Origin of the sequence: Micromonospora sp. NPDC005367, assembly GCF_040606825.1 — a bacterium.
Taxonomy (GTDB): Bacteria; Actinomycetota; Actinomycetes; order Mycobacteriales; family Micromonosporaceae; genus Micromonospora.
Map to the genome: position 1 here is coordinate 26,325 of NZ_JBEXFP010000023.1, position 18,618 is coordinate 44,942.

20 protein-coding genes are annotated in these 18,618 nt (G+C 70.4%); 13 read left to right on the forward strand and 7 right to left on the reverse strand.

The window, feature by feature from the left end:
- Window positions 1-121 precede the first annotated feature (121 nt).
- From ABZS42_RS17810 to ABZS42_RS17825, 4 genes are all read left to right on the forward strand, one after another.
- Window positions 122-697: a PadR family transcriptional regulator gene (locus ABZS42_RS17810; protein WP_355146500.1), complete on the forward strand. Its 576-nt coding sequence runs from the start codon at window positions 122-124 to the stop codon at window positions 695-697.
- A 3-nt stretch (window positions 698-700) separates the two neighbouring features.
- Window positions 701-1,711 carry a hypothetical protein gene (locus tag ABZS42_RS17815; protein WP_355146502.1) on the forward strand — a complete coding sequence of 337 codons (1,011 nt, stop codon included), beginning with the start codon at window positions 701-703 and terminating at the stop codon, window positions 1,709-1,711.
- Between the two features lie 133 nt (window positions 1,712-1,844).
- Window positions 1,845-2,177: a PadR family transcriptional regulator gene (locus tag ABZS42_RS17820; protein ID WP_355146504.1), complete on the forward strand. Its 333-nt coding sequence runs from the start codon at window positions 1,845-1,847 to the stop codon at window positions 2,175-2,177.
- Entirely contained in the window at window positions 2,171-3,142 is a 972-nt protein-coding gene (locus tag ABZS42_RS17825; RefSeq protein ID WP_355146506.1) for a hypothetical protein, read from the forward strand. Before ABZS42_RS17820 ends, ABZS42_RS17825 begins: the two co-directional genes overlap by 7 nt.
- Window positions 3,143-3,168: 26 nt before the next feature.
- Here ABZS42_RS17825 and ABZS42_RS17830 read toward each other — a convergent pair whose 3' ends face one another.
- From ABZS42_RS17830 to ABZS42_RS17850, 5 genes are read right to left on the reverse strand one after another with little or no spacing between them, the layout of a single operon-like run.
- The gene (locus tag ABZS42_RS17830; protein ID WP_355146508.1) at window positions 3,169-3,645 is read right to left on the reverse strand and encodes a hypothetical protein; all 477 of its coding nucleotides are present in this window, start codon (window positions 3,643-3,645) and stop codon (window positions 3,169-3,171) included.
- 18 nt (window positions 3,646-3,663) lie between these two features.
- Window positions 3,664-4,545 carry a sugar ABC transporter permease gene (locus tag ABZS42_RS17835; RefSeq protein WP_355146510.1) on the reverse strand — a complete coding sequence of 294 codons (882 nt, stop codon included), beginning with the start codon at window positions 4,543-4,545 and terminating at the stop codon, window positions 3,664-3,666.
- Window positions 4,542-5,552, reverse strand: coding sequence for an ABC transporter ATP-binding protein (locus tag ABZS42_RS17840; protein ID WP_355146512.1), 1,011 nt, complete (start codon window positions 5,550-5,552; stop codon window positions 4,542-4,544). The genes ABZS42_RS17835 and ABZS42_RS17840 overlap by 4 nt, the downstream gene beginning before the upstream one ends.
- Entirely contained in the window at window positions 5,545-6,837 is a 1,293-nt protein-coding gene (locus tag ABZS42_RS17845) for a sugar ABC transporter substrate-binding protein (RefSeq protein WP_355146514.1), read from the reverse strand. Before ABZS42_RS17845 ends, ABZS42_RS17840 begins: the two co-directional genes overlap by 8 nt.
- Window positions 6,834-7,685 carry a carbohydrate ABC transporter permease gene (locus tag ABZS42_RS17850; protein WP_355146516.1) on the reverse strand — a complete coding sequence of 284 codons (852 nt, stop codon included), beginning with the start codon at window positions 7,683-7,685 and terminating at the stop codon, window positions 6,834-6,836. The genes ABZS42_RS17845 and ABZS42_RS17850 overlap by 4 nt, the downstream gene beginning before the upstream one ends.
- Window positions 7,686-8,075: 390 nt before the next feature.
- On the opposite strand from ABZS42_RS17850, the gene ABZS42_RS17855 reads away from it, so the two are divergent.
- The 4 genes from ABZS42_RS17855 (at window position 8,076) to ABZS42_RS17870 (ending at window position 11,798) form a co-directional block, all read left to right on the forward strand.
- Window positions 8,076-9,989 (forward strand): Xaa-Pro dipeptidyl-peptidase, encoded by a 1,914-nt coding sequence (locus ABZS42_RS17855; RefSeq protein WP_355146517.1) that lies wholly within the window; start codon window positions 8,076-8,078, stop codon window positions 9,987-9,989.
- 259 nt (window positions 9,990-10,248) lie between these two features.
- On the forward strand, window positions 10,249-11,085 hold the full coding sequence (locus ABZS42_RS17860; protein WP_355146519.1) for a hypothetical protein: 837 nt from the start codon (window positions 10,249-10,251) through the stop codon (window positions 11,083-11,085).
- A gap of 14 nt (window positions 11,086-11,099) precedes the next feature.
- Complete coding sequence (locus ABZS42_RS17865; RefSeq protein WP_355146521.1) at window positions 11,100-11,480, forward strand: hypothetical protein; 381 nt, start codon at window positions 11,100-11,102, stop codon at window positions 11,478-11,480.
- Window positions 11,481-11,567: 87 nt separating this feature from the next.
- The gene (locus ABZS42_RS17870; RefSeq protein ID WP_355146523.1) at window positions 11,568-11,798 is read left to right on the forward strand and encodes a DUF2188 domain-containing protein; all 231 of its coding nucleotides are present in this window, start codon (window positions 11,568-11,570) and stop codon (window positions 11,796-11,798) included.
- Between the two features lie 144 nt (window positions 11,799-11,942).
- Here ABZS42_RS17870 and ABZS42_RS17875 read toward each other — a convergent pair whose 3' ends face one another.
- Window positions 11,943-13,121, reverse strand: coding sequence for a Cmx/CmrA family chloramphenicol efflux MFS transporter (locus tag ABZS42_RS17875; protein WP_355146525.1), 1,179 nt, complete (start codon window positions 13,119-13,121; stop codon window positions 11,943-11,945).
- Between the two features lie 293 nt (window positions 13,122-13,414).
- Between ABZS42_RS17875 and ABZS42_RS17880 the strand changes: the two genes are divergently transcribed.
- The 3 genes from ABZS42_RS17880 to ABZS42_RS17890 all read left to right on the forward strand — a co-directional run bounded on the left by ABZS42_RS17880 (window position 13,415) and on the right by ABZS42_RS17890 (window position 14,353).
- Window positions 13,415-13,894: a DUF2975 domain-containing protein gene (locus ABZS42_RS17880; protein WP_355146527.1), complete on the forward strand. Its 480-nt coding sequence runs from the start codon at window positions 13,415-13,417 to the stop codon at window positions 13,892-13,894.
- Window positions 13,894-14,100, forward strand: a complete 207-nt coding sequence (locus ABZS42_RS17885) for a helix-turn-helix transcriptional regulator (RefSeq protein ID WP_355146529.1) — start codon at window positions 13,894-13,896, stop codon at window positions 14,098-14,100. Before ABZS42_RS17880 ends, ABZS42_RS17885 begins: the two co-directional genes overlap by 1 nt.
- A 79-nt stretch (window positions 14,101-14,179) precedes the next feature.
- Entirely contained in the window at window positions 14,180-14,353 is a 174-nt protein-coding gene (locus tag ABZS42_RS17890; protein ID WP_355146530.1) for a hypothetical protein, read from the forward strand.
- Between the two features lie 17 nt (window positions 14,354-14,370).
- Here ABZS42_RS17890 and ABZS42_RS17895 read toward each other — a convergent pair whose 3' ends face one another.
- The gene (locus ABZS42_RS17895; protein WP_355146532.1) at window positions 14,371-15,597 is read right to left on the reverse strand and encodes a helix-turn-helix domain-containing protein; all 1,227 of its coding nucleotides are present in this window, start codon (window positions 15,595-15,597) and stop codon (window positions 14,371-14,373) included.
- Window positions 15,598-15,857: 260 nt separating this feature from the next.
- Here ABZS42_RS17895 and ABZS42_RS17900 point away from each other — a divergent pair, with 260 nt between their 5' ends.
- Both ABZS42_RS17900 and ABZS42_RS17905 read left to right on the forward strand, forming a co-directional pair.
- On the forward strand, window positions 15,858-17,198 hold the full coding sequence (locus ABZS42_RS17900; protein ID WP_355146534.1) for a nicotinate phosphoribosyltransferase: 1,341 nt from the start codon (window positions 15,858-15,860) through the stop codon (window positions 17,196-17,198).
- A gap of 189 nt (window positions 17,199-17,387) precedes the next feature.
- The gene (locus ABZS42_RS17905) at window positions 17,388-18,617 is read left to right on the forward strand and encodes an SGNH/GDSL hydrolase family protein (protein WP_355146536.1); all 1,230 of its coding nucleotides are present in this window, start codon (window positions 17,388-17,390) and stop codon (window positions 18,615-18,617) included.
- Window position 18,618: the final 1 nt, after the last annotated feature.

An 18,618-nucleotide genomic window follows, 5' to 3' on the forward strand; every position in this document is an offset into this window, starting at 1 on the left:
TAGACAGTCGAGTGACCTGGGTCACCAAGCATCTGTTGTGAATGGCCCCCTCTGGTTAGGACAGCTGTCGAGGTCGATCATCGGCCTTGCAGTTAGGTGTATACGTCTATAGGTTGGGCCGGTGCCCCTGGACGCCTCCCGGAACAGCCTGGTCCTGCCGATGCTCGGGCTCCTTGTCGAGCAGCCGGCACACGCCTACGACCTGACGAGACGCCTCCGCGAGCGGTACGAGCAGCAGCTGCCGGCCACCCGCAGCACAGTGTCCACGCTGCTGAAAACGCTCGACCGGGCCGGCCTGGTCTCCGCTTGCCTGCCCGAGCGGTCGGGAAACCGGCCGCCACGTACGACGTACCAGCTGACCGACGCGGGCGTGGCCGAGTTCCGCCACAGAGTCGAGGCGAGGCTGCGCGACGCTCCGGCAGCCTCGACGGACTTCGTCATGGCAGTCGCTTACGTGGCGATCCTCCCGGCCGACCAGGCGACCTCTGTGCTGGACGACCGCGCCGACCGACTCGACCAGGAGTTGGCGGCGTTGCGGGCACAACCGGACGGCGTTATCGAGGCGCACATGCTCGAAGTCGCCTACTGGCGCACCGTCGTCGCCACCGAAGTCGGCTGGATCAGGACGTTGGCGCGGCGGATCCGATCGCAGGACATTGCCTGGCCAGGCAGCAGCCCGGCGGATCGAAGGGACTGACGCGTGAAGTTCGGCATCTATCCTGGCGGGCGGGCGGGCACCGTCTGCTCGCACCCGCCCGACCCTGTCGCCATCCGCGACCTCGTCGACACGCTCGCGGGCGGTACTCCCTTCGTCGTCCGCGAATACGTGCACTTCTTCGGTGACGCCACTACCTCGGACGTCGTGGCCTCGCTTGGGGCCGAGAACGAGCTGGCCCAGCTCACGATGCCCGATCAGTGGTACGTCGAGGGCGGCCGTGAACTGGACCTCGTCGTCAGCTACCTCCCCGCGGTGGCCGACATGGGCGGATGGTTGCGCTTCCTCGACACGGTGGTCGAGCGCTATGGGCAAATGACGCGGTTTCTCCAGGTGACGCTCGAGCCCAACTTCCCCATCCCGTTCATCGACGGAAGCGCTCCGGGCGTCGTCGAAGCCCTGACCTTGGGCATCCCGTATGCGCGCGCCGCGCTGGACCGACGGGGCCTCCACGACGTGCGGGTCGGCTTCTCCGTCGCCGAACCGGCGGAATGGTTGGGCGGCGACGACGAGTTCTGGCGGCACCTCTCCGCTCTGCCGCACCAGGATTTCGCAGCCCACGTCGACTACGTCGGCCTCGGTCTGTATCCCGACGCCTTCTCGCCGGTCGCCCCGCGCGGCACGCCAGGGGACACCGCGTCCCTCACCACACACGCCCTCCACCACCTTCGTGAGCATTCGCTACCTCGCGCGCACATCCCGCTCGATGTTCCGATCCACATCGTGGAGAACGGCACCCCCAGCGGAGCGCCCCGCACCGAGCAGGCGCAATGCGACTCGCTGTCCGACATGCTCGGCGCCATCCTCGCCTGTGCGGAGTCATTGAACATCGCCCAGTACGAGTTGTTCGGCCTCCGGGATGCAGACAGCGGCTCCACTCAGCCCACCGGAACACTCGGGATCGTCACGGACACCTACCGGCCCAAGCCCGCCCTCGGCGTCTACCGCGACGTCGTCCGTGCCTCCGGCGAGGAGTCCGCCACCAGGCACCCGTGAGCGTGTTCGGCCGGTCGTCGCTCCCGCTGGTCGACCACCGGACTGGTCGGCCACGTACCGTGACGGCGTTCCGCCTTCGCTGCCACTCGTTCCGCGTCCTTTGCTCTGCACCCGCGGACGCGCCAGTCGCCTCGTGCGGTTGACGCTTCCGGTCGTGAAGGTGCTCTCGGTCCTGCTGGCCGAGCCCGATACCGAACGTTACGGGCTGGACCTCATGAAGCTGACCAACCTGCCGAGCGGCACGCTCTACCCGGTGCTGCACCGGCTAAAGGGGGCCGGTTGGCTCGAGGCCGACTGGGAGACGATCGACCCCGCAGTCGAGGGCCGGCCCGCCCGCCGCTACTACCAGCTCACCGCGAACGGCGCCACAGCCGCCCGTCAGGCGCTCGCCGAGCTGCACGCCCTGAACCGGGATGCGCGGCCGGTCCGCGGCGGTGCCGAACCGGCGGGCGCGCCGGCATGGTGACCCGGCGGGTCGCCGAGGTCATGCTCAGCGCGGCCGTCCGGCGCTGGCCGGTCGAACTCCGTGAGAATCTGCGGCGGGAGTGGAGTGCCGAACTGCACGTCCTCGCCACGGACCGGCGGCGGCTGCGGATGCTGGGCTTCGCGGCGAGTCTCGCGTTACGCAGGAACGACGGACCGCTAGCGGGCCGGCGGCCGGTACGCGGACCGGTCGGCCGCACCGCCGCGGCGTTGCTGCTCGCCCCTGTGGGTGGTGTGGCGATCGTGTTGCTCAGCGCGATCGTGATGAACGTCGTGGTGGGCCAGTTCCTGCTCACCGCCGTCGGTTGGGGGACGCAGGCGCAGATGCCGCTGTGGACGGCGATGACGGCCGGGCTGGCGGTTGTCCTGGCCCGGTCCGCGGCCCAATGGGGCAGCCGGTCCGCGTTGATCGGGCCGCTGCGCACGGCGCTCGGCATCATGCTGCCGGTCGGCGTCGTCATCGTCGGCATCGAGTACGCGATGAGCGTCGAAGGTCTCGTCCGCGCCGCACCCGGCCTGCTGAGCTGGCTGACCTTCCTGACGCTCGCCCTGTGGGGCGCGTCCTCGCTCGCCGGCCGGGGCCGGATCCGTGCGGCGTGGTGGTTCGGCGTCGTCGGTGCGCTCCTCGCCGCCGATCTGGCCGTCGTCCTCACCGTGGTCAACCAGATTCCCGCCGACCCGGGCACGATCGTCGGCGGCGCGCCGCAGTTCGACACCGTCGACCGGGTGTCCGCGCCGCTCTGGCTCTTCGTCACCTGGACCGACTGGTCGTTCGGCCTGCCGAGGCCGACGCCGTGGGAGATCTTCCTGATCACGGACGTGGTGGTGACGGAGGCTGTCCTCTATCTGGCGGTCACTCCGTACGCGCTCGCGTACGTGATCAGCGCCGCACGGTCGTCGCGGGACGAACCTGGTGCCGCCCGCCCGCCGCGGGCGTCGATCGCCTGACGGGCGGCCATCCGCGCGGGCGGCGCTCAGCGGCGCTGGAATTCGGGCAGCCCCGCGTCGTCCGAGTCCGGACCCACCACAGCGCTCAGCGTCGTGCCGTCGGCGCAGAGGGCGGTGGCACGCAGGTACGTCCGTCGCTGCTGCGCCCGCATCAGCACCTCGGTCTCGAAGACCTCGTCCTCGGCGCGGAGCAGGTCGATGTCGTCGCGCTGCTCGTAGTGGGCGCGTACGTCCAGCGGCGTCATCCGGACGGTGGCCTCGACGGTCGTGAGCGCGCCCTGCTCGACGACCGACGTCACCCGCGCGTCCTCGGGCAGGAGCAGGCCGGTGACGTGGGCGTCCACCTCGGCGTCAGCGTCCAGCGGCACCCGGTCACAGCTGGGCAGGTTCGCCAGCATGTCCGGCCCCCGACCGGTGGCCCGCTGCCCCGAGCCGGAGTCGGTGCCGCAGGAGGCCAGCAGCAGCGGGACGGTGACGACGGCGGCGAGCATCCGGAGTCTCACCGCCGCAGCATGGCACGCTCAGCGCAGTACCCGCCACCGTCGTACGACGAGCAGCAGCGCGGTGATGACGATTGCGGTGACCACCATGAGGACGCTGGTGATGAGCGCGCCGTACGCGAACGAGGAGAATTCGAAGGCCTGGTCGAAGATGTAGACCGGTAGGTAGAGGGTGGCGTTGCCGGGTCGGCCGTCGGTGAGGATGTAGGCGGGCACGAAGTTGACCTGCAGAGTCAGGATCGTGTCGCGTACGGCGAGCAGCAGCAGGACCGGAGCGAGCAGCGGCAGGGTGATCCGGCGCAGCTGGCCGAACGGGCCGCAGCCCTCCAGCGCCGCCGCCTCGTAGAGCCGGCCGTCGAGCATCCGCCGGGCGGCGACGACGACGAGGAAACCCTCGCCGATGGGGAACATCAGCATCAGCGCCACCCCGACCCGCGCCGTGCCGGGGTCCGACAGCCAATTGAAACCGGAGTGCCCGAAGAGACCGAGCAGTTGGTTCAGCGGGCCGTAGAGCGGATTCAACACCCACAGGAAGAGCACCGCGAGGGCCACGTCCGGCACGACCGTCGGCAGATACACGGCGACCCGGAACCAACGCCCACCCGGTCGGGGCGCGGCGAGCAGCAGGCCGAGGCCGACGGCGGCGAGCAGCCGCAGCGGTACGGTCAGCGCCAGGTGGATCGCCGACGCCCGGACGCTGTCGAGCAGGAACCCGTCGGCGGACATCCGGCGGAGGTTCGACAGGCCGACGAACTGCGGGTCGCGGGTCAGTCCGGTGTGGTCGGTGAACGCGTAGCCGAGATTGAGCAGGGCCGGCACCGCGATCAGCAGCCCGACCGCGACCGCGTACGGGGCCAGGAACGCCCACGCGGTCAGTGGCCGTCGGCCACGGTTCGAGGTCACGCCCGCAGTCCCGTCTCGGCGTCGAAGCGGTGCATCCGCACCGGGTCCGGCCGCAGCCGCACCCGCTCGCCGGCCGGTACGACGCAGCGCGGTCCGGTGCGTACTGTCAATCGGGTGCCGTCGGCGCCGCGGGTCAGCAGGATGCTCTCGCTGCCCAGCGCCTCGATCGCCTCCACGACGACCTCGATCGGCCCGTCGACGTCGAGCGTCAGATCCTCCGGACGGATGCCGAGCGTCACGCCGGAGGAGCCGCCGAGCACACCACCGCCGGGTACCAGATTCATCGGCGGGCTACCCAGGAAGCCGGCGACGAACGCGTCGGCTGGCTCGTCGTACACCTGTTGGGGTGGCCCCACCTGGCGGATCCGGCCGCGGTCGAGGACGGCGACCCGGTCGCCGAGGGTCATGGCCTCGGCCTGGTCGTGGGTGACATGGACGGTGGTGGTGCCGAGGTCCCGGTGCAGGGCGAGCAGGTCGGCGCGGGTGGCGAAGCGCAGCGGCGCGTCGAGGCTGGCCAGCGGCTCGTCGAGCAGGTAAACGGTGGGCTCGCGTAACAGGGCGCGGGCCAGGGCGATCCGCTGGCGTTGTCCCCCGGAGGTCTGGTCGGGGTAGCGGTCGAGCAGGTCGCCGATGCCGAGTCGCTCAGCCGCGGAACGGGCCCTGCGTTCGGCCTCGTCGCGGCGGACCCGGCGTACCCGCAGTCCGAACAGCAGGTTGCCGAGGACGGTGAGGTGCGGGTACAGCGCGAAGTCCTGGAAGACCATCGCGACGGCCCGCCGGTGCGGGGGGACCTGGGAGACGTCCTGCCCGTCGACGAGGATCCGGCCGCCGTCGGGGCGGTCGAGCCCGGCGATCAGCCGCAGGATGGTGGACTTGCCCGAGCCGGACGGGCCGACGAGGGTGATCATCTCCCCGGCCCGTACCTCCAGGTCGACGTCGTCGAGGGCGACCACTCGTCCGTACGATCTGGTCAGCGACTCGAGCCGGATGGCGCCGTGCTCACCCACCTGCGCCCACCGGCAGGTTGAAGAGCGGGTTGATCTTCTCCTCCAGGGTGCGCAGCCCCTCCTCGCGGTCGACCCGGCCGTAGAAGACCTCCTCGAGCAGGGCGCCCGCCTCCCGTTCGACGCGGGACCAGGTGCCGGTGCGCGGGGTGGCGCGCAGGTGCGGCTCGGCGTCGAGGTAGACCCGGGACGACCGCGGTGGCTCCTGCGGGTCGAGGAAGGTGGGGGAATTGGCCACGTCGAGGCGGGACGGCACGGTACGGCCGGAGCCGGCGAGGATCTGCTGCCCCTGCTCACCCATCGCGAACTCGATGAACCGCCACGCCCGGTCGTGGTCGGTCGGGCCGGCGCTCATGCAGTAGGCGTCGCTGTGCAGGATCGACGCGGGTACTCCGCCGGGCGCGACCGGCAGCGGCGCCGCGTCCCAGGTGAAACCGTCGATGGTGCGCAGGGTGGGTACGGCGACCCGGCTGTTGAGGTACATGCCGAGCGTGCCGCGCAGGAACCGGGCCTCGCTCGACTCGCTCTGCTCCTCGGCGTCGGGCGGTACGACGTGGTGCTTCAGTTGCAGGTCGAGGAACCAGTCGACGGCCTTGCGGGTGGCCGGGCTCCCGGTGAGGGTCAGCGCGGTCGGTCGGGTCGGGTCGTCGACGAGGTCGCCGCGGTTGGACCAGACGAACGGGGCGAGCCGGGGAATGGACGGCTCGACGCCGACGCCGTACTTCCCGTCGCCGGTCAGGGCGCGGGCCGCGGTGAGGAAGTCGTCCCAGGTCCAGCCCGCCTTCGGCAGCGGTACGCCGGCCTTCGCGAAGAGGTCGGCGTTGTAGTAGACGACGAGGGAGGACATGTTCTGCGGCAGGCAGGTCAGGGCCTTCCCGTCGTAGCGGAAGGCGTCCAGCGCCCGCGGGCTGAAGTCGCTCTCCTTGAGGGTGGTGCTGCGGTCGAGGTACGACTGGGCCGGCTCGATCGCCTGTTGGGCGGCGAACTGGCCGTACCGGCGGTAGTTGAGCAGGAACACGTCGGGTGGTTGCCCGCCGGCGAACGAGGTGGTCAGCCGGGCCATCAGTTCGTCCTGGGTGGCGACCGGGGAGAGCGTGACGGGGACGTCGGGATTGGTTTCGGCGAACGCGTCGATCATGCTCCGGTAACCGGCGATCTCCTCGGCGTCGCCGAAGAGCACGACGGTGATCCCGTCGTCGTCGGTTGCTTCGCCGCTGCTGTCGCAGGCGGTGACGCCGAGCAGCAGAGCGGCGGTGACCAGGGCGGCGTACCGTCGGAATCGGCTCACCTATGACCTCCAGATCTGAGTGCGGCCAGCGGATCGTCGTTCAGCAGGATCCGCTGGGCCAGCAGGAACACCACCACGCACGGCGCGGTCGCCACGACGCAGCCGGCCATCAGCAGCGGCCAGTCGGTCGGGTTCAGCAGCCGCAGGAACTGCAGGCCCAGCGGGTACGGGTAGCGGTCGCCGCTGTGCAGGTACAGCAGCGGGTCGATCAGGTTGGACCAGTGGAAGGTGAAGGCGAGCACGGCCACCGCGAGGGTCGCCGGGCGCACCTGCGGCAGCGCCACGCGTCGCCATATCGTCAACCAGCCGGCCCCTTCGAGCCGGGCGGCGCCGAGCTGGCTGTCCGGTACGCCGCCGAACGCCCACGCGTACAGCAGCACGAGGAACGGGCTGCCGGCGAGCAGCGCCGGGGCGAGCAGCGGCACGTACGTGTCCACGACGCCGGCGAGCCGGAACAGTTCGAAGCGGGTGGCCCAGACAGCGGTGACCGGTACGAGCAGCACCGCCAGCAGGCCGAGAACGGCGCGGCGGCGGGCGGCCGGGGTGAGCAGTCGTAGCCCGAAACCGGTCAGCGACGCGACGACCACGGTCACCGGTACGGCGATCGCGACGATCAGCGCCGAGTTCGCCAGGTAGCGGAACAGGGGGATCAGCTCCGGCAGCCGGGCGTACGCGGCCACGGTCGGGTCCGGCGGCAGCAGCTCCAGTCTTCGCGGCGGTGGCCCTCCGGCGGGCCGCAGCGAGCCGACCACCATGAACCACAGCGGGGCGGCGAAGAGTGCCGCGAACAGTGCCGGCACCACGAAGCGCCCGACGAACCGGGCCATCACGGTGCCTTCGAACCGCACGTCCCGCCCTTCTCGCCGATCGGCGTGCCTCGTTCGGGTGCACGCCGACTGCCGCCCCGCCGGGCCGGTCGTTCGGCGTGCTGGTCCGGCCGAACCTATGGCCGCCGGCCGCGTGCGTCATCGGGCACCTGTTGGAATCGGGGGTCGCCTGCTCCTACGCCTGTTGCAGGCGGCGTACGCGGCGACGCGGGGACGGCGTGGCGCCGGTCGGTTACGTCCGGTAGCGAACGTGTACGACAGACGTAGGAGGCGAAGAGGATCAACTCCCGCACCTGTCCGATGACCGGTCCCGCCTGGATTTCTAGGGTTCGATGCAGCCGCACCGGCGGCCCGCCGTCCCCGCCCGGGGCGGCTGGGACGGCGCCGGTGCCGGACAAGGGGAGGAGCACCATGCGAACCACGAGGAGCTGGTGGCGGGCGTCGGTGGTGGTCGGGTTGACCATCGCCGTGGGTCTGCCGGCGGCTGCCGCGACGGCGAAGCCGCCCGCGGAACGTCTCCGGCCGGTTGTCCAGGACGGAGTGACCCAACCGGTGTTCGGGTACGCCGACGCGATCCGCGAACGGGTATTCGTCACCTCCGACGTCGACACCGACAGCGACGGCAAGCGCGACGTCGTCGCCATGGACATCATCCGGCCCAAGGCCAGCGACGAGGGTCTCCGCGTACCGGTCATCATGGACGCGAGCCCGTACTACTCGACCGTCTGCCGAGGCAACGAGAGCGAGTGCAAGGAAGACGTCGACGGCGACGGTCTCAACGACAAGTGGCCGCTCTTCTACGACAACTACTTCGTCCCGCGCGGCTACGCGGTGGTCCTGCTCGACATGATCGGGACCAACAACTCGACCGGCTGCCCGGTCACCGGCGGGACCGCCGACAACATCAGCGCCCCGACCGCCATCGACTGGCTCAACGGTCGTAGGAAGGGCACCAACGCCGCCGGCGAGCAGGTGGTGGCCGACTGGCACAACGGCCGTACCGGCATGATCGGCAAGTCGTACGACGGCACCCTGGCCAACGCGGCCGCCGCCACCGGCGTCAAGGGTCTCTCCACGATCGTGCCGATCTCCGGCATCTCCAGCTGGTACGACTACTCGCGGAGCAACGGCCTGATCACCCGTGGCAACAACTACTCGGGCAGCCTCGCCAACACCGTCACCAACCCGGAGCGGCGGGCGTACTGTGCGCCGGTGCGTGAGCAGATGGGGGTGGCGAGCGACGACACCACCGGCGACTACAACGACTTCTGGGCCGAGCGTGACTACGTTCCGCACGCCGACCGGGTACGCGCCAGCGTCTTCGTCGTACACGGGATCAACGACGACAACGTCCGTGCGGACCACTTCAGCAAGTGGTGGGACGCCCTCGCCGAGCACAACGTGCCGCGCAAGCTCTGGATGACCGGCACCGGACACGTCGACCCGTTCGACTTCCGCCGTGGCGAGTGGGTCGACACCCTGAACCGCTGGTTCGACTTCTGGCTGTACGACGTCAAGAACGACATCATGAAGGAGCCCCGGGCCGACATCGAGCGGGCTCCGGACGTCTGGGAGACCTACCGCGACTGGCCGATTCCCGCCGCCCAGAAGACCGAGGTGTTCCTGCGGCCCGGCGCCGAAGGTGCCGCGGGTGCCCTCTCGGTCCGTCCGCAGCCCGGCAAGGAGTCCCGGACCTTCCAGGACACGCCGTCGATGAGCCAGACCAACGCGATCCGGCACCCGTCGGACCCGCAGGCGAACACCGCCAACCGGCTGGTATTCCTGTCGCAGCCGCTGCGGGCGCCGCTGCACATCTCCGGCACCCCCGTCGTGCGGGTCAAGGCGTCGGTGAACGGCGAGGACACCAGCTTCGCCGGTCTGCTCGTCGACTACGGCACCAAGACCCGCTTCGGCACCGCCGGCGACGGCATCCGGACGCTGACCGAGGAGGACTGCTGGGGCGAGCAGGCCACCTGGGGCGGGTACGCCGAGGACGCCTGCTACCGGGAGACCGCCAAGAACGTGGCCACCGATCCGCAGGCGCTCGTCACGAAGGGCATCCTCGACGGGTTGAACATCGACTCGCTGTCCACCTCGACGCCGCTGGTGCCGGGGAAGAAGAACGCCGTGGACGTGCCGCTGCTGCCCGAGGACTACGTCTTCGACGCGGGCAACCAGATCGGTGTGGTGCTGCTCGGTTCGTACTCCGGATACAGCAGCCGGGCCAAGCAGAACCAGGCCGAGATCACCGTCCACTTCGACAGCAGCAGGATCGAGCTGCCGGTGGTCGGCGGCCGGAAGGCGGCCGAGAAGGCCGGCCTGTGACATCCGAAGGTCAGACCGAGTGATGCGCGGGCGGGGCGACGAAGGTCGCCCCGCCCGCTCCGGTCGGTGTACCCGATCCACGCGCTTGTCACGAGATGCCCGGCGCAGCCGGACATGGTGGCGGCGAGGGTCTCCGCCGGTAGGGCGATTCAGGTCACAATTGCCTTCAGGTTGATCGGTGGGCGCCGGTTTTCGCGTGTTGTATGCGAGTAGGCCCTTAGAAAATAGATCCTTTCGCATATTCATTCAGGATGCCTCTGTGACGACACGTGAATTGATTTCGATCGCCGAGCTGACCGAAGCGGAGCTCATGTTCCAGTTCGCCGAGTTGGCCCCGGACGCGACCCGCGCGGCGCTCGGTATCACCGCCACACACCTCGGCGGAGGGGTCGTCCTCTCCGTGCGTGACGACCCGATGGGCGGCTTCTGGAACAAGTCCCTCGGCTTCGGTCTCACCGAACCGGTCACCGCAGAACTGATCGGTGAGGTGATCGATTTCCACCGTGAGCACGGCAGCCCGAACGCCCGGATTCAAATCGCCCCAGAGCTGCTGCCGCCGGACTGGGATTCCATCGTCGCGGCGCACGGGCTCACCCTAGGCAACACGGTGGTGAAACTCGTCGGGGCGATCGACGACTTCCGGCCCGGTACGACCGACCTGCGAGTCGGACCGGTCACGGAGCAGGACGCCGACAAGTGGGGCGCGCTGCTCTGGGAGCTGTTCGGCGTACCGAACGGACACCTCGCGGCGACGGTCGCGGCCGGCGTACGCAGCGGCGTGTTCCAGGGTTTCGCGGCCTGGGACGGCGACGAGATGGTCGGCGTGGCCAACCTCTTCGGGCACGGTGCGGCCGGGCAGCTCAACTCCGGCGCGACTCGGGGAAGCCACCGAGGCCGGGGCGTCCAGTCCGCCCTGATCGCGGCCCGCGCCCGGGCCGCTGCCGAAGCCGGCCGCCGGTGGCTGGTCACCGAGACCGATCTTCCGAAGCGGCCGGGTGGCAACCCTTCGCTCAACAACGTCATCCGTTCCGGCCTGAGCCAGGTCTATGAGCGAACCGAATGGGTGTGGCGTCCGGAGGTCGACAGCGCCGTCTGAGTCTCCCGCTCGGCGTGACCGAGCCGGTTGCCGCTGACCGGCGTCCTGCCCGGCTGCTGGGTTCGAGCTGTTGCCATTTCGGCTGCCCAGCGAAGGTGGAGCAGACCTGGACGTCGAACGAACCCGCGAAGGTGCAGATAATCGCCTGTCCGGACCGGGTCAGTACCGGCTCGACGATCCGCCGATGCAAGTTCGACGACCCGAAGCCGGACACCGCGACGCTGGTGCGAGCGGGTTGGCGTCTCCGCGTCTACGAGGTGGCGACCGGCCGCGAGCTGCTCGACAAGGTGATGCCCGAGGACGATCAGGAAATGCCCGTACGTCGTCCTGATCGGCCCCGGCAAGAAGATCTACGCCGAGGTCAGCGACCAGGCGGCGCTCCGGGCGCTGCGTAACCTCGTGGAGAAGTGACGGACGTTTGAGGCAGTACGCCCCGGGCAGATATTCGTGACCGACCATGCGAATCAGGGAGGCCACGGGTCATGTCGAAGGGTGACATCGAGACGTGCCACGAGGACGGGCAGTGGAAAAACCGTCCCGAAGGGAACCAGCGCGCGAGCAGCACGCACGACACCAAGGCGGAAGCGGCGGCCGCGGGGCGGCTGACCGCCGTTCAGCGCGACGCCGAGCACGTGATCAAGAAGCAGGACGGCACCATCGGCGCGAAGAACACGTATCCGCGCAGCCGCGACCCGCGCGAGATCGAGGGCTGACCCCGGTGCCGCTCACGGTTCGGTGGCGTCCGGACCTCCGGACGCCACCGCTGGCCGTGGCCGATCGGTAGCAGGTGGGTCCAGGTAGGACCTAGCCGGGTGGGTACTGGTTGCTTGCCCGGCGTCCCGCAGGCTTCCGCGTGGTCATCGGATCGCCCGGAAGCGGAGTGCGATGAACCGCCGGAGCGGCAGGGCGATGAGCAGTGCGGCCGTGACCAGGAGACCGCTGACCCACACCGGGCCGAGGTCGCCGGCTCCGGCCTCCAGGGTCGCTGCCGCAACGACGGGACCACCGGCAGCACCGATGTTGAGTGCCGCGGTCGCGTACGACCCACCCATGGTGGGGGCGCCTGACGCCTCGTGCAGCACCCTGGCGATCAGAGTGCTGCCCAGCGCGAAGGAGAGTGTGCCCTGCACGAACACGAGGAGGAGAAGCCCCACCGGCCGGGTAGCCAGGGCTGCCAACGCGACCCAGCCGAGTGACAGCAGCGGGCCGCCGACCGCGACCACGATGCCGGGACGCTGATCGGAGAGCCGTCCGGCGACTGTGACGCCGACGAGGGAGCCGACACCGAAGAGCACCAGCGCGACCGGGACCCACAGCTGGCTCAGGCCGGCGGTGTTGGTCACGATCGGTGCCAGGAAGGTGAACGTGGCGAAGGTGGCGGCGTTGACGAGGGCGCCGAGCAGCATGACCAGGAGCAGCCTGGGCATCGCGAGCTGGGCGATCTCGTCGCGTAGCGACGACCGGGGAGGACTGTCCCGAGGCGGCCGTCCGACCCGGGCCGGGATGCCCTTCACGACGCCGACGGCGGCGGGAAGGCAGAGCAGGGCGATCGCCCAGAAGGTTGCCCGCCAGCCGAGAACCGTGCCGAGCGCCGCGCCGCCGGGAACTCCGGCGATGGTGGCCACCGTCGTGCCCGAGAGCAGCACCGCGAGCGCGCGTCCCTTCTGATCGGCTGCGACGAGCGCGGTCGCCGTGCTCAGCGCGACGGCGAGGAAGCCCGCGTTGGCCAGGGCGGCGATCACCCGGGTGCCGAGCAGCACCGGGAAACTCGTGGTGAGGGCGCCCGCGACGTGGGCGACGGCAAAGGCCAGCACGAAGCCGAGCAGGCCGGCCCGGGCCGGCCAGCGGCGCGCGAGGGCCGCCGTCAGTGGCGCGCCGACGATCATTCCGGCGGCGAACGCGGTGGTCAGCAGCCCGGCGGCTCCGACCGGTACGTCGAGGCTTGCGGCGATGTCCGGCACCAGGCCGGCGAGCATGAATTCCGAGGTGCCCATGGCGAAGATCGCCACGGCGAGCAGGTACAGCGGTAGCGGCATCGAGTGCTCCGAGGTGAGGGAGAACGAGGGGACGTCTCGTCACCGCGGCCAGCGTCCGAGCGCGCTCAACTGCCCCACGCAGCGCGGGCTGCTGGGGAGCTGGGCTGGGAACTCAGTGGTTCAGGGGGCTGACGGGGTGACCGAAAGCCCCCGCCCTGGACGCCTCGGGGCTCGACATGCCGCAGACGTTACCCAGACCCACCGGTCATCGCGCAACCCGATCTCGCAGGTGGTCTCACCGTCGCATCCCGAGACCTATTGACTTTCGATAGGTAGCGAGCGATAGTCGATACATGGTCACAGAGCGTCGAGCGGTTGCCGCTCTCAGAGTCTTCCTCGTGGTGCTGTTCGGGATCCTGGTCTTGTTCCAGACCATGTCGCTGCCCGGGCAGTTCGCGCACATGGCAAAGGAGAACCCCGACCAGGCCTATCTCCGGTGGCCGTTGACGGCCGTGACGGTCTTCTGGGTGCTGTGCGTCCAGGTGGTGATCGTGGCCACCTGGAAGCTGCTCACCATGGTCAAGAAGGACCAGATCTTCACTCAGGCGTCCCTGGCCTGGGTGGACGCCATCGTATGGGCCATCGCCGCCGCGTGGGTGGTGCTGCTGGGCGTGTTCCTCTACGTCGGGTTCAGAGCCGACGATCCCGGCGCACCACTCCTGCTGTTCCTGCTGTTGATCGGCGTCGCGGTGTTCGGGCTGCTGATCGTGGTGATGCGTGCGCTGCTGCGCCAGGCCACCACGCTGCGTACCGACATGGAAGCGGTGATCTGATGCCGATCATCGTGCGCATCGACGTCCAACTGGCCAAACGCAAGATGAGCGTCGGTGAGTTCGCCGAACGTGTCGGGCTGACGCCCGCGAACGTCGCGGTGCTGAAGAACGGCCGCGCCAAGGCCGTCCGGTTCAGCACGCTCGAAGCCATGTGCCGGGTGCTCGACTGCCAACCCGGCGACCTGCTCGAGTGGGTCGAGGAATGAGGGTGCGGCAGCAGGTGCCGACCGCCGACCCGCTCACCCGTGAGCCGGGCGGCGGGCCCGGCCGCCGAAAGGAGACCCGATGAGGTACGTCCTCCCCGCGGCCGTCGCCCTCCTCGCCATCGCGATCGGTGTCGCCGCCGTCGTGCTCGGTGAGGCCGACGACTCGCCGGGCCTGCAGGCCCTCGGCGCCGCGCTCGTGATCGCCACGATCGCGTTCGGCGTACGGATGCTCCTCCGCCGTCGGAGCCGGTGAGCAACCGGAGCACGGCATCAGTCCTCCGGGCGGTACGCGCCGGTCAGCCGGCCCAGCTTGAGCGCCAGGTGCAGGCAGAGTCGCTCGTTGCCGTCCTTCAGATCGGTCTCGGCAAGCTCCTCGATCCGCTGTAGCCGGTAGTAGAGGGTGGTCCGGTGCAGCCGGAGCTGCTCGGCGGTAGCGTGGGCGTTGCCGGCCAGGTCGAGATAGCGCTCCAAGGTCCGCAACAGCACCGGGTTCGGTTGCTCGCGCAGCAACCGTTCGAGGCCCGGGTGCACGTCGGCCATGTCGAGGTGCCGCCCCTCCAGCCGGGAGAGCACCCGGTAGACGCCCAGGCCCGACCAGGAGACCAGCGCTCCGAGAGCGGGAAGCCGTACGCCGACCCGGGCGGCCTGCAACGCCTCCCCGTACGACCCGAACGCCTCGGCCAGACCGGCGCGCGTCTGCCCGATCCCGACGACGGCACGCTCCACCGAGCCGAGGCCGCGGGTGGTGTGCCGCAGGTTGTCGTCGAGAAGTTTCGCCGCGACCTCGGGGGAGGGCCGTCCGGCGCCCCGGCCGCCGGCGAGCAGCAGCACCCCGTGGTCGTCGCGGACCAGGTGCAGCGCCTCCCGGGTGCCGACCCAGCGTCGGGTGGTGACCAGGGCCTGCTCCAGGGCGAGCCGGGCGAGCTCGTCGAGCGGCTCCTCGTCGGGGGCGACGAGCTGCGCCACGAGCGCGGTGGCCGACCCGTCGGCGATCATGCCGGCCTCGCGCAGGGCGCGTACCGACCGGACGCGGGTCGGCTCGTTGTCGGAGAGCAGCGTGCGCGCCGCCTCGGTCTCCCGCTGCGAGGCCAGCTCGCCGAGCAGGTTCTCCCGGTAGAGCGCCAGTGACAGCTCGCTCATCAGTCCGGTGGCGGCGATGTCGGCGTCGGCCATGGTGCCGTCCGGGTCGATGAACCAGACGAAGCCGAGCAGCAGGTCCTGGTGGCGGATCGGCACGCAGATCCGGGGCAGCAGGTCCAGCTCCTTGGAGGCTGGTGTGCGTACCGGTTCGCGGGCGTCCATGATGCCGACGTTGCGGAACCAGGCCATCACCTCCGGGGTGGTCTGCCGGCGGAGGATCGAGGCGCGGCGCACGTCGTCCATCGGGCCGGTGTGTTCGCTGTAGACCACCACCCGTTGGCGCCGGTCCTCGATCAGCGCGGGTCGCCCCGCGTACGCGGCGAGCGCGTCGACGAGACGTTGCAACTCATCCTGCATGGGATCCCTCCGGTCACCCCCTTGCTGGGTCTCTCACGGTGGACAGGTACCCACCGGTGCGACCTACCGAGCCTCGTGGCCCGGCCGCGCCAAGGCCGCACATAACGATCATGCTGGTCGGCATCGACGGGGACAACCGCCTACCGGTCCGTAGCTGGGCGAGCTGCCCGCCGATCGGGCCGGCGCCGTCCGGGTTCTCCCGTTTCCCACACATCCCCGTGCCGCGTCCACCACAGTGGTGCCGTGGTTGAGGAGGCGACATGAGCGGGCTGCGCACCGACCTGTACGAGTTGCGGATGGCCGGCAGCTACCTGCGGCGCGGCATGACCGAACAGGCGACGTTCAGCCTCTTCGTCCGGCGCCTACCGCCACGGCGCGGCTTCCTGGTGGCGGCCGGGCTGGCCGAGGCGCTGACGTTCCTGGAGCAGTTCGCGTTCGACGCCGACGATCTCAGCTACCTGCGCGACGTCGGTGGCTTCGACCCCTCGGCGCTGACCGCGCTGTCGGCCATCCGGTTCACCGGTGACGTCTGGGCCGTACCGGAGGGCCGGGTCGTGTTCGCCGACGAGCCGCTGCTCGAGGTAACCGCGCCGATCGCCGAGGCGCAGCTGGTGGAGACCGGCGTACTCAACCTGATCACCTTCCACACCACGATCGCCAGCAAGGCCGCCCGCTGCCGCATCGCCGCCGGTGACGCCCAACTGATCGATTTCGCCTTCCGGCGTACGCACGGGCTCGAGGCCGGCGCGGGTGTCGCCCGGGCGTCGGCCATCGCCGGCTTCGCGGCGACCAGCGACGTCGAGGCGGCCCACCGTTACGGGCTCGTCCCGTCCGGGACGATGGCGCACTCCTATGTGGAGGCGTTCCCGGACGAGCGGTCCGCGTTCCGGGCGTTCGCCACCGACTTCCCGGTCGACCCGATCTTCCTGGTGGACACGTACGACACGCCGGCCGGCGTGTGGGCCGCCGTCGACGTGATCAGGGAACTGGGGTTGACCGGCCCGCTCGGCGTGCGGCTCGACTCCGGTGACCTCGCCGCGCTGGCCCGGCAGACCCGGGCGATCCTCGACGAGGCGGGGCTGCCCCAGGCCCGGATCGTGGCGAGCGGCAGCCTCGACGAGAACGTCATCGCCGGGCTCGTCGAGGCAGGCGCACCGATCGACGGGTACGGGGTGGGGACGAAGATGGGCGTCGCGTACGACGCGCCGTCGCTGGACAGCGCGTACAAGCTGGTCTGCATCGGCGACCGGCCGGTGCTGAAGCTTTCCCCCGGCAAGGCCACGCTGCCCGCTCCGAAGCAGGTGTTCCGGGACCCGGCCGGCGTCGCCGGTGACGTGGTCGGGTTGCGCGACGAGCCGGTACCGGCCGGCCGGGAGTCGCTGCTCGTTCAGGTGATGCGCGACGGCCGCCGGCTCGACCCGGCCGACCCCGTGGAGGCGGTACGCGCCGCCCGCCGCCGTTTCGACGCCGAACTCAGCTGGTTGCCCGAGTCGGCGCGGCGGCTGACGGAGCCGGAGCCGCTGACCGCGACGGTCAGTCCGGCGCTGGTGGCGCTGCACGGGCAGGTGGCCGCGCGGGCGGGCCGGGACGGCGGAAACTGACCCAGGCGATCGCCGCACGTCGATGACCGCTGGTCGCAGTCGCGCACACCGCTCGGCTCAGCGGGTCGCCCGCTCGTCGCGTCAACGTCACCGACCATCGCCGATGTGCTGTCAGATGATCACGGAACGTGATTTCATCACCCGCGCCGGCCGGCCACCCCATCAGGAACTCGGGACGAGGAGCTGAGCGTGACATCGAAACGTCTACGAGTACGTCTGGCCGCTGCCGCGGCGCTCACCACGGCGATCGGTCTGCTGCCCGCGAGCGCCACGGCGCAGCCCCCCGGCCAGGCCGACTGGATCGGCAGCTGGATGGCGGCGGTGGCCGAACCGAGGACCACCGGCACTTCGGCGACCGGCTTCACGGACACCACGCTGCGGCAGGTGGCGCACCTGTCGATCGGCGGAGACAGCATCCGCGTACGCATCAGCAACGTCTACGGAACCACACCCCTGACCGTCGGCGCCGTCACGGTGGCCCCGCGCACCGGTGGCTCGGGAACGCCGCAGGTCGACGGGCGTGCCCTGCACCCGGTGACGTTCGACGGCGAACGCTCGGTGACGATCCCCGCCGGAGCCGAATGGTGGTCCGACCCCCTGCGGACCAAGGTGGCCGCGAACTCCGACCTGGTCGTGAGCACGTACCTGCCCGGCCCGACCGGTCCGACGACCTGGCACCCGGCCGGCTACGCCACCTCCTTCCGCGCCACCGGCGACGCCACCTCGGACACCGGCGGCGCCTACACCCCGCTGGACACCGCGCGGTACTTCCTCTCCGGCGTGGACGTCGTCTCGCGGGCGACCGGCTCGGTGATCTTCTTCGGCGACTCCATCACCGACGGGGTCATCTCGACCGTCGACGCGAACCTGCGCTACCCGGACCAGGTGGCCGACCGGCTGGTGCAAGGACCCGAGCCCCGGCGGTGCGGCGTACTGAACGCCGGTATCAGCGGCAACCGGTTGCTGGCCAACGCGGGCTCGGCCGGCGACTCCGCCCTCGCGAGGTTCGACCGGGACGTGCTCGGGCAGGCCGGCGTCCGTTCGATCGTGCTGCTGGAGGGCATCAACGACATCGGCAACAGCCGCGGCGCCCTCGAACCGGAGCAGCTCATCGCGGTGTACCGGCAGTTCATCGCGCGGGCGCACCAGGCGGGCATCCGTGCCGTGGGCGCCACGATTACGCCGTACGAGGGCGCCGGCTACTACAGCGATGCCGGCGAAGCCGATCGGCAGGCCGTCAACCAGTGGATCCGCACCTCCGGCGAGTTCGACGCGGTGGTCGACTTCGACGCCGTGACCCGTGACCCGGCGCACCCCGGCCGGATCAACCCCGCGTACGACTCGGGAGACCACCTGCACCCCGGCGACGTCGGCTTCACGGCCATGGCGGGAGCCGTGAACCCGCGCGACGTCTGCTGAG

Coding starts and splice junctions, on each gene's coding strand:
- ABZS42_RS17870 (WP_355146523.1), top strand. CDS start 11,568: ATGTCGAAGGGTGACATCGAGACGTGCCACGAGGACGGGCAGTGGAAA.
- ABZS42_RS17855 (WP_355146517.1), top strand. CDS start 8,076: ATGCGAACCACGAGGAGCTGGTGGCGGGCGTCGGTGGTGGTCGGGTTG.
- ABZS42_RS17895 (WP_355146532.1), bottom strand. CDS start 15,597: ATGCAGGATGAGTTGCAACGTCTCGTCGACGCGCTCGCCGCGTACGCG.
- ABZS42_RS17825 (WP_355146506.1), top strand. CDS start 2,171: ATGGTGACCCGGCGGGTCGCCGAGGTCATGCTCAGCGCGGCCGTCCGG.
- ABZS42_RS17890 (WP_355146530.1), top strand. CDS start 14,180: ATGAGGTACGTCCTCCCCGCGGCCGTCGCCCTCCTCGCCATCGCGATC.
- ABZS42_RS17900 (WP_355146534.1), top strand. CDS start 15,858: ATGAGCGGGCTGCGCACCGACCTGTACGAGTTGCGGATGGCCGGCAGC.
- ABZS42_RS17875 (WP_355146525.1), bottom strand. CDS start 13,121: ATGCCGCTACCGCTGTACCTGCTCGCCGTGGCGATCTTCGCCATGGGC.
- ABZS42_RS17880 (WP_355146527.1), top strand. CDS start 13,415: ATGGTCACAGAGCGTCGAGCGGTTGCCGCTCTCAGAGTCTTCCTCGTG.
- ABZS42_RS17885 (WP_355146529.1), top strand. CDS start 13,894: ATGCCGATCATCGTGCGCATCGACGTCCAACTGGCCAAACGCAAGATG.